The 6,593-nt window shown below is 62.6% G+C and carries 5 protein-coding genes; 4 read left to right on the forward strand and 1 reads right to left on the reverse strand.

Going from position 1 to position 6,593, the window contains the following annotated elements; all coding sequences use genetic code 11:
- Window positions 1–192 precede the first annotated feature (192 nt).
- A complete protein-coding gene (locus tag LDN95_RS22610) occupies window positions 193–1,584 on the forward strand; it encodes a site-specific integrase (RefSeq protein WP_226019767.1) in 1,392 nt (463 codons plus the stop codon).
- Window positions 1,581–3,368: a hypothetical protein gene (locus LDN95_RS22615; RefSeq protein WP_226019768.1), complete on the forward strand. Its 1,788-nt coding sequence runs from the start codon at window positions 1,581–1,583 to the stop codon at window positions 3,366–3,368. Before LDN95_RS22610 ends, LDN95_RS22615 begins: the two co-directional genes overlap by 4 nt.
- A gap of 98 nt (window positions 3,369–3,466) precedes the next feature.
- Here the strand turns inward: LDN95_RS22615 and LDN95_RS23380 are convergent, their stop codons facing one another.
- Window positions 3,467–3,631: a hypothetical protein gene (locus tag LDN95_RS23380; RefSeq protein WP_226019769.1), complete on the reverse strand. Its 165-nt coding sequence runs from the start codon at window positions 3,629–3,631 to the stop codon at window positions 3,467–3,469.
- Window positions 3,632–3,838: 207 nt separating this feature from the next.
- Here LDN95_RS23380 and LDN95_RS22625 point away from each other — a divergent pair, with 207 nt between their 5' ends.
- A complete protein-coding gene (locus LDN95_RS22625) occupies window positions 3,839–5,590 on the forward strand; it encodes an integrase (protein ID WP_226019770.1) in 1,752 nt (583 codons plus the stop codon).
- Window positions 5,591–5,634: 44 nt separating this feature from the next.
- A complete protein-coding gene (locus LDN95_RS22630) occupies window positions 5,635–6,537 on the forward strand; it encodes an ArdC family protein (RefSeq protein WP_124811545.1) in 903 nt (300 codons plus the stop codon).
- Window positions 6,538–6,593: the final 56 nt, after the last annotated feature.

The raw sequence follows: 6,593 nt of genomic DNA on the forward strand, positions 1-6,593 counted from the left end.
TTATCTGGACAGTCTGCACCGCGCCTGACGCACCATTGATCGGTATGCTTCAGCGCAACGCAGGGGGGCATCAGGCCGGATGAAGCGCTATCCATAAGCTGGCGTAATCCGGCCTGATGACCACCGTCCCGCAGGCACGCAACGTGTGCGATCTGGAGTCGGGAGGGGGTCTGGGAGAGGGGCTGACAAGCTGTGGATATTTCAGGTGCGTCGATCGTCATTCAGGAGCGCCGCACGGCGGATGGCCTGGACTCCTACATCCCGGTAATCCTGCGTGATGGTGCGATCTATGATCTCCACCTTGAGCGCTACTTCCTCGATTTGCCGCTGAACGGTTCGCGTTCGCGACACTCGTTGCGCGCCCATGGCTATGATGTCCTGGTCTGGGTTCGCTTTCTCGCTTCGGCCCGTGGCAAGTTCGTTTGGCAAGCCGATGCCGATGATGTCGGTGCCTATCATCGTGCCCGGCGGCGCAGCGATGCTGAGTTCCGGATTTCGGCATCGACGTGGAACCGGGCGATTGCCTCGCTCGACAAGCTTTATCGATGGGCCGAACGGGAGGGCCTGATCGAGCGTACACCTTTTACGCATCGTCAGGTCTGGCGACGATCGCACGATGGGCGCCGGGCGGCGGTCACGGGCCGCAATGACGCCTATGAGCGGGCAGCCCGTCGTTCCGACGTCCGTTTCATCGATCTCACCGATTACCGCGCCTTCCGGGAAGTTGGTTTGCGCGGCCTGACCGTTGAAGGGACCGAGCGTCCTGGAGCGCGTGACCGCAATGGCGCGCGCAACGCGCTGTTCGCCGATCTACTGGTCACCACTGGCCTGCGCCTGGAAGAGGCATCCCACTTGCTCGCAGCCGAGATTCCGGTTTGCGACGCCCGCTCGGAACGTCAGCGGCGGGTCGAGCTTCCGGCAGCACTCACCAAGGGTGACAGGGGGCGCAGCATGCTGCTGCCGCGCCGTTTGTTGCCGGTGTTTGACGCCTACATCGCCGTTGAGCGAGCCGCAGCCGTCGCCAAGTTCGCACAGCGCCGTGGCTGGGAAGCCATCGACCGCCCGATCTTCATCCACAGCCCCTCATTCGGGCAGCGCGCATTGCATCTCGTTGGCGGTGGCACGATGGACATGGAGGTCGTCACACCGGATGAACGCGCAAGGCTTGTTATTTGCGCTGACGATGGAACGCCGCGCGAAGCCGCGGTCCTCTGGCTGACCGAGGTGGGCCATCCTGTGTTGCCCAACTCGTGGGAAGCGATCTTCGCACGGGCGAGCCGCCGCTGCACGGACGCCGGCATCCCGGTCCGGCTTAGCCCCCATCAACTCCGGCATTCCTTTGCAGTCCACATGCTGGCCATGCTGATCCAGCGCCGCCTCGCCGACGCAACGGCACCAGTGGGCGCCATGGAAGGTTATCGCCAGCTGGTCGGCGATCCGCTTCAACAGGTCCAGCGATTGCTTGGCCATTCGAGCCTCGCGACGACCTCCATCTATCTCGATCACCTCGCCACGCGTGCCGATACCGTCGATGCGGCAGTCGAAGAGCTGTTGGCACTCGTACCAGGCTATCTTCGATCATGACCGCTGCTCCACGCAAAGGACGCAAGGTCAGCTTCGAGAAAGAGGCGGCTGCGCCCCAAGCCGATCCATGGTCGCAGATCAGCACGCTGCGCTTCATGATTCATCCCTTATATGGCGGCGAGCTGCTCGTCGATTTCACGGGCTTGCGGCCGCGCGGCCTGGCGCTCGCTTTTGCCCGGAGCCTGTTCAAGCTGGCCGCACCGCGCGGTCCCATCATGGTACGTTCCTCCCTCAAGACATACGCGAACCAGCTGCCAAGCTTCTTTGCCTACCTGGCCGGGACAGGCGACCGGATCAACGGCCCTGCTGACCTTCGCGCCCATCACATCGATGGATTTGAGACATGGCTCAGCGCGCAGGGCAAGTCTCGCGTGCATGGACAAACCTATGTCGCCAAGGTCGTTTCCGTCCTACGTCGCATCGCGGACGACAGCCCCGAGCTTGTCGATCCCGGCTTGCGGGAACGACTGCGCTACGTCAGCTCACACGCACACGTTCGTTCCCGTCCACGCGATGCCTACAGTCCGTATGTAGCCCGCCAGCTGCGCGATGCGGCACGCGCGGATATCGCTGCGATCGAGGCGCGCTTGCGGTCGGGGCCGCAGTTCGAAGAGGTGCCGCAGATCGATGGCGCATATTGCAAAGCCCATGCTGCCATCGAGACATACGGTGTTCTGGGCTACCGTGATCCCACGTTTCAGAGCCTGTACAAGCTGCGCAAGAAGCGCGATCTCACCAGTGACAGGCTTAACCTGAGCCTCCACGCAGCCCACTATCTTACTGCCGACGATATCGTCCCGCTTCTTGTTCTGCTCTTAATCGAGACAGGGCTTGAGCTGGAGTGCTGCAAGTCGCTCACCCTCGATTGTCTGCGCAATGCCGCGGGTGGTACCGTCGATATCGCCTACACCAAGCTGCGGGCACACGGTGCCGAGCACAAGACAATACGGGTGCGTGATCGCGGCTCATCCACGCCGGGCGGTCTGATCCGACGCATCATCGCCCTATCGTCCAAGGCCAGGGTCCATAACTTTAGCGATAACCTTTGGGTCTATTTTCAGCCGGGCGAGATCACCGCAGGTATTCGTCAACTGCGCTTGAAGGTCAGTGCCTGGACGCAGCGCCATTGTATTACCGATGATCAGGGTAAACCGCTCCATCTGTGTCTTTCGTATCTGCGCAAGACGCACAAGGCCTTGTGGTATCTGAAGACCGAAGGCCACATGGCCCGCTTCGCCGTAGGTCATACCGTCGATATCGCGGCACGGCACTACGCCGATATTCCCTCCCTCAGACCGCTGCACGAGCAAACCGTGGCAGATGCCCTCGAAGAGGCGCTCGCTGGTCCAATGATCCTGCCTCCTCAAGACGAGGACCGGCTGCGCGGCAAGTTGGCAAGCCCTGATCCCGATGATGGGGGCATTTCAACCGCACTGCTCGATGGCGAACAAGACGTCTGGCTTGCAAGCTGTGGCAACTTCTATTCCAGTCCCTTCGCATCCGTCGGCACCCCATGCCCTACACCGTTCTGGGCCTGCCTCGATTGCCGCAACGCGGTCATTACCGCGCGCAAGCTGCCTGCTATTCTCGCCTTTCTCTCCTTCGTCGACGCTCAGCGGGTCGGCCTGAGTGCTGCTGAGTGGACCACCAAGTTTGGTCATGCCCATGATCGCATCGTTCAGCAGATCCTGCCTGCCTTCGCCGAAGACGTCGTGGCAAGGGCCCGTGCCCAAGTCGCGGACGACCCTCCCACGGTCTATCTGCCGCCAGAGGCACGGGCATGACCGCTGTCCAGCTTCTGGCGGAGAGCGGCGATGAGCGCGATGCCCTCCCTGTGCTTATGACCGCGCCTTTGCGCCCCGGCTGCGATCGCGCGCATATTTCACGATACGGCGATCCGGTGTGGGATCTGGCTCCCGGCGTATTTCGCGACAACGCCCGGCGCTGCCATGTCACGATACATTTCGGCGGTATCAAAGATCCATCCATTGCTGATGCCCTGCGCCAGATTCTCCATGCGCGGCTCAATGTCGATCTCCCCGGTCACCGTTCGCGGCTTGAGCCGGCCGGGGTGCGCGGCGAGGCCAACCGGACCTTGCGCTTTTTCGACTTCGTCAAGGCCCAGCTGGGGCGTTTCGATCTCGGCCGGGTCGATCAGGCTCTGGTCGATCGCTACGCCAGATCCTTGCGCCTAGCCGGGCTGCGCCCAGTTGCAGCGGCAGCGCTGCTGCGGATCATCTTTGACCTGCACGAGTTGCAGCATCATCTGCCGACTGCGCGCCTGTCCTTCGAACCGTGGCCGGGACGCAGTCCGTTTTCCGTGGCGGGCGCAAAGCATATTGCAGGGGAGAACCGGACGCCGCGCATTCCTGAAGCGATCATGACGCCGCTCCTCTCCTGGTCGTTGCGCTACGTGACCTGCCACGCAGGCGATATCCTTGCCGCACGGGCGGAACTTGATCGCCTTGAAGCAACGCGCAACCGTCTGCTTGCCGCTGAGGAAGCTCTGGATCCCGCTGTTCGTCGGTTACGGCAACGCCAACGCCTCCTCGACTATGTTGCATCCTTGCGGCAGCATGGGCGCGGCATTCCGATCTGGACCACGGCACATAACGGCGCAACGCGAACAGATCCGCAAACCGGCGCCGCCACGCCGCCGATCAACTACCACCTGATCCACCTCCATGCCGGTATCAACGCGCAGGCCGAACCTGCCATGCACCTTGGCCTGGCCACGGGTGCACCAGACCTCATCGCCGCTGCCATCGCAGAACTCGGCACCGAGATCGGCGGCATGGATACGCCCATTTCTGCCGATCCCGATACTGGCCTGCCTTGGCGCACCCGCTTCGATGCCAAGGTTTTGCCCCTCGAGGAAGTCATGCTGCAGTCCGCAGCCTATATCGTATGTGCCTTTCTCTCAGGCATGCGGGACAGCGAGATCCAAGCCATGAGGCGGGGATGCCTGTCTATTACCAGAGCCGAAGACGGTACGATCTTGCGGCATCGTATCAAGTCCACTGCTTACAAGGGCAAGCGCGGCGGCGGCGAGGAGACCGAGTGGGTGACCATCGCGCCGGTCGCTGAAGCCATCGATGTCCTCGAACGCCTTTCCGCGCGGGCGGGACAAGCGCGCGGAACAACGACCCTGTGGCCAGTCCTCACGCTTCGGGCCAATACCAAGACGCACGTCTCTGCAGAGATAGTCCGGCAACTCAACCGGTTCCGCGATCACCTCAACGACCAATTCGGATCCGCGCAGGCACCCGTCATTCCTGCCGGACCCGACGGCCGACCATGGCGTCTGACAACGCGTCAGTTTCGCCGCACAATCGCCTGGCACATCGCCAACCGGCCCTTCGGAACAATTGCCGGCATGATCCAGTACAAGCATGCCAGCGTTGCGGCTTTCGAAGGCTATGCTGGCAGCAGCCGGTCCGGATTTCGGGGAGAGATCGAAGCCCAGCGTGCGCTCGGCCAGATCGACGATATCCTTGTCTACTTCGACGAGCGGCAAAGTGGCGCACGCCTTGGCGGGCCTGCCGCTAACAGGGTCGGAGTTGTGCTTGATACTGCCGCCCACGAGTTGGCGCCGCTACCTGCCATGATTGCCGACCGTCCACGTCTGCGCACCATGCTGGGCAGTCTCGCGCGGACATTGCATGTCGGCCCGCTGGCCGATTGCTTCTTTGATCCGGCAACTGCCCTGTGCCTGAACCGGAGTTCGGAGCCAGGCGCAAGCGGGCCAATGATCTCCATGTGCGAACCGGTCCGCTGCCCCAATGCCTGCATCGCCGAACGGCATCGCCCGGCATGGCAGCGCGGTGCTGATGAGGCACGGTTGTTGTTGCGCGAGAAGCGGCTTCCAGAGCCGCAGCGGGTGACGCTTCAGGCCGAGGTGGCCAGAATCCAGCGTGTTCTTGAACAGATCGCACCGGGTACCGCCACACCGCATAACGGTATGGCGGGAGAGGAAGAGGAGGCGGGTTTGCGGGTGACGGATTGAAGGAGCGGAAGACAGTTTCCCTCCGCCCGTCGTGGAGACCTGCCATGTCCCGATCTCACCCTGCGACGCCACGAGCCGACGTTTATTCGCGCATCACCACCGAGATTGTATCTGCCATCGAAGCCGGTGCCGGCGATTGGCGCATGCCCTGGCACCATGATGGCGCTGCTACCACCAGGCCGCAGAACGTCACATCCCGCCGCCGCTATCGCGGCGTCAACGTGCTCGCGCTCTGGATTGCCGCAGAAGCGGCTGCCTATTCCAGCGGTCTTTGGGGGACCTATCGCCAGTGGGCATCGCTTGGCGCACAGGTCGGCAAAGGTGAACGCGGAACGACGGTTGTGTTCTGGAAACAGGCCGCATCGCGCGCCGATGATGATCATGACGATGGCGAAGCCGGACCCGGCCGCATGTTTGCGCGGGCCTTCACCGTTTTCAACCTCGCCCAGGTCGAGGGCTATGAACCCCCACCTGCCGCAGTTCTACCCGAGGGCGAGCGGTTCGGGCACGCCGAAGCTTTCGTCGCAGCCCTCAAGATCCCGATCACCGAGGGCGCCTACGATGCGCACTACCGGATCGACCTTGATCACATCTTCATGCCGACCTTTGCCTCGTTTCGGGATGCATCAGCACAGATGGGCACGCTTTTGCATGAGGCGGCCCACGCCACAGGGGCAAAGCATCGGCTCGACCGCAACTTTGCCGAACGTTTCAAGCGCGACAGCTTGGCGATCGAGGAAATTTGCGCTGAACTGACCGCATCGTTCGTGCTCGCCGACCTCGGGATCGCTCACCATCCGCGGGCCGATCATGCCGCCTACGTAGCATCGTGGTTGCGCGCACTCAAAGACGACCCTCGCGCCATCTTCACCGCCGCCAGCAAGGCGCAGGCGGCCGCCGACTGGATGCACGCCCAGCAGCCCCAGCCTGAGGAGATCGCCGCATGATCCGCGCCCCGAAAATTTGCGGTGGAAGTCACATTAGGGCTGGACTGTCAGGATAT

The sequence above is a fragment of the Novosphingobium sp. FKTRR1 genome (assembly GCF_020404405.1).
Lineage (GTDB): Bacteria > Pseudomonadota > Alphaproteobacteria > Sphingomonadales > Sphingomonadaceae > Novosphingobium.

Excerpts from the sequence above, each read along its gene's own strand:
- LDN95_RS22615 (WP_226019768.1), top strand. The coding sequence starts at position 1,581 with ATGACCGCTGCTCCACGCAAAGGACGCAAGGTCAGCTTCGAGAAAGAG.
- LDN95_RS22630 (WP_124811545.1), top strand. The coding sequence starts at position 5,635 with ATGTCCCGATCTCACCCTGCGACGCCACGAGCCGACGTTTATTCGCGC.